At 54.6% G+C, this 3,371-nt stretch carries 2 tRNA genes and 2 rRNA genes; all 4 read left to right on the top strand.

The features are described from left to right. Window positions 1-537 precede the first annotated feature (537 nt). Window positions 538-2,022, top strand: a 16S ribosomal RNA gene (locus KUG43_RS03855). A 315-nt stretch (window positions 2,023-2,337) separates the two neighbouring features. After that, a tRNA-Ile gene (locus tag KUG43_RS03860) sits at window positions 2,338-2,411 on the top strand. A gap of 9 nt (window positions 2,412-2,420) precedes the next feature. Then, window positions 2,421-2,493, top strand: a tRNA-Ala gene (locus KUG43_RS03865). A gap of 506 nt (window positions 2,494-2,999) precedes the next feature. After that, window positions 3,000-3,371, top strand: a 23S ribosomal RNA gene (locus tag KUG43_RS03870); the annotation flags it as partial.

Here is a 3,371-nt window from a genome sequence, read left to right on the forward strand (position 1 = left end):
AACCTGGACAACCAAAAAAGTTTAGGAACTGACGCTTCCACTGCGTCGGTTGCGACTGTTGAGGAGGAGCGAATGCGGGAGACCGTAGACGGCCGAATCAAAAGTGCCTGTGTCCTTCGCTACGGCGAGGAGACGAGGAATCCCTGCGAGGGGAAGCAACGGACGAAGAGCGGTGGAGGTGTGAGGTCCCGTCAAAAGAAACAAGCGACGGGTTGAAGCAACCAAGGAGCAGCAGAGCGTTCTCACGACGTGCTGGTGTTTGGAGCGGCGCTATTGCCTGGGAGTGATCTCAGGAGCGATGGAAGGCCCTTTGGCTGGTCAACCGGTTGCGAACCGGATCTGAGATTCGGGAAAGTCACAGGGAGTGGAGAGGCGAGCTCACCGCAAGGGGAGCGAACCAGGAAGCGACCAGTGCACTCTTTGAACCCAGCGCGAGAGCGTTGGTGGCCCTGATGTTGCTGTAGACGCCAGTCTGCACCGACAGCACGAGGCAAATTCAGCTGAGGGTAGCGAAAGTTATCCAAGAGGGTTGGATCTACAACGGAGAGTTTGATCCTGGCTCAGGATGAACGCTGGCGGCGTGCTTAACACATGCAAGTCGAACGAGCCTTCGGGCTAGTGGCGGACGGGTGAGTAACGCGTGGGAATCTGCCCTCAGGAGGGGGATAACGGCCGGAAACGGCCGCTAATACCCCATATGCCGAGAGGTGAAATGAATTTCGCCTGAGGATGAGCCCGCGTCTGATTAGCTAGTTGGTGGGGTAATGGCCCACCAAGGCGACGATCAGTAGCTGGTCTGAGAGGATGATCAGCCACACTGGGACTGAGACACGGCCCAGACTCCTACGGGAGGCAGCAGTGGGGAATTTTCCGCAATGGGCGAAAGCCTGACGGAGCAACGCCGCGTGAGGGATGAAGGCCTCTGGGCTGTAAACCTCTTTTCTCAAGGAAGAAGACATGACGGTACTTGAGGAATAAGCCACGGCTAATTCCGTGCCAGCAGCCGCGGTAATACGGGAGTGGCAAGCGTTATCCGGAATTATTGGGCGTAAAGCGTCCGCAGGCGGCCTTGTAAGTCTGTCGTTAAAGCGTGGAGCTTAACTCCATTTCAGCGATGGAAACTACAAGGCTTGAGTGTGGTAGGGGCAGAGGGAATTCCCGGTGTAGCGGTGAAATGCGTAGATATCGGGAAGAACACCAGTGGCGAAGGCGCTCTGCTGGGCCATAACTGACGCTCATGGACGAAAGCCAGGGGAGCGAAAGGGATTAGATACCCCTGTAGTCCTGGCCGTAAACGATGAACACTAGGTGTCGGGGGAATCGACCCCCTCGGTGTCGTAGCTAACGCGTTAAGTGTTCCGCCTGGGGAGTACGCACGCAAGTGTGAAACTCAAAGGAATTGACGGGGGCCCGCACAAGCGGTGGAGTATGTGGTTTAATTCGATGCAACGCGAAGAACCTTACCAGGGTTTGACATCCTGCGAATCCCTTGGAAACGAGGGAGTGCCTTCGGGAGCGCAGAGACAGGTGGTGCATGGCTGTCGTCAGCTCGTGTCGTGAGATGTTGGGTTAAGTCCCGCAACGAGCGCAACCCACGTCTTTAGTTGCCAGCATTCAGTTGGGCACTCTAGAGAGACCGCCGGTGATAAACCGGAGGAAGGTGTGGATGACGTCAAGTCATCATGCCCCTTACATCCTGGGCTACACACGTACTACAATGCTACGGACAAAGGGTTGCAAGCTCGCGAGAGTTAGCTAATCCCATAAACCGTGGCTCAGTTCAGATCGTAGGCTGCAACTCGCCTACGTGAAGGAGGAATCGCTAGTAATCGCAGGTCAGCATACTGCGGTGAATACGTTCCCGGGCCTTGTACACACCGCCCGTCACACCATGGAAGTTGGCCATGCCCGAAGTCGTTACTCCAACCCTTGTGGAGGAGGACGCCGAAGGTGGGGCTGATGACTGGGGTGAAGTCGTAACAAGGTAGCCGTACCGGAAGGTGCGGCTGGATCACCTCCTAACAGGGAGACACAACTGATCGTGATGTCTGAGCGCCGACCAAGCGTAAGTTTGGGAAGCACATTCGTCTCAGGCCACGGTCCTGTCATCTCGAAGGTCGATCGGTACCTCAAGGTGAGCCATCAAACCCAAAGAAGAGCTAAAAGTTTCGCAAGGAGCTGGAGGTGAATCGGAGGATGTTGTGATGGACTCGTTTTCAGTTCCTAAACTTTGTCTAGGTCACCCCACAAAGGGTTTCCGCGTCTTGCCAAGATTCAAGCCGAAAAGCAATGAATCGAGGGAAGAGGCCAGAAGCTTGTGTCGAAGTGATTGATCCTGGGCCATTAGCTCAGGTGGTTAGAGCGCACCCCTGATAAGGGTGAGGTCCCTGGTTCAAGTCCAGGATGGCCCATTCGTGTTTGGGGGTTTAGCTCAGTTGGTAGAGCGCCTGCTTTGCAAGCAGGATGTCAGCGGTTCGAGTCCGCTAACCTCCATCCAACCAGGTGAAGACCACCAGCAGGAAGCGGCAACAGGATGCATTTTGACCGGTGAGGTGACAAAGACGATGTTCAGCTGAGGACTCCAGCCTCCTTTCATTCCCAAGTGATGACTTACCAAGCAAGGTAAGTGATCGTCAAGAGTGGTTGAAAGGAAGCTGGACTCGCTGATTTTGGCGCGAGCCAAGGATCAGTGACTCTAGCAAAGAACCTTGACAACTGCATAGGTGAGTCTGGATAAAGAAAGCATCTCATAGATGCCCAGACGGACGTGATTCTTGCTTGCTACTGCCAAGTGAGGAGAGTGTCTGGCTGGGAGATTCTTGAGTTTAGAGCCGAGAGCTTCCAGCGTCTTTTTGCTCCGCCGAGGAGTGAAGAGTTTGATTCTGCCTTTCAAACCATCAACATTCTAGAGAGATCGGGAAACCGAAGGATCAAAGGGTGGAGAGAAGTGAAAGCAGAAGAATGGGTCTCAACAACCCTGAACGTTGGGAGTGTTAATTGGTCAAGCTACAAAGGGCTCACGGTGGATACCTTGGCACACAGAGGCGATGAAGGACGTGGTTACCTGCGAAAAGTCTCGGGGAGCTGGAAACACGCTTTGATCCGGGAATCTCCGAATGGGGCAACCCCTAGAACGGCCACCTGAATCCATAGGGTGGCGCGAGCCAACCCAGCGAACTGAAACATCTTAGTAGCTGGAGGAAAGGAAAGTAAAAACGACTCCCTAAGTAGCGGCGAGCGAACGGGGAAGAGCCTAAACCGATGGTTTCGACCATCGGGGTTGTGGGACAGCAACGTGGACCAGGGACGTTAGTGGAAGCGTTTGAAAGGCGCGCCATAGAGGGTGAAAGCCCCGTACGCGAAAACGAAAC

This window comes from Synechococcus sp. CCY 0621 (assembly GCF_019038465.1).
Classification (GTDB): Bacteria; Cyanobacteriota; Cyanobacteriia; order PCC-6307; family Cyanobiaceae; genus Cyanobium.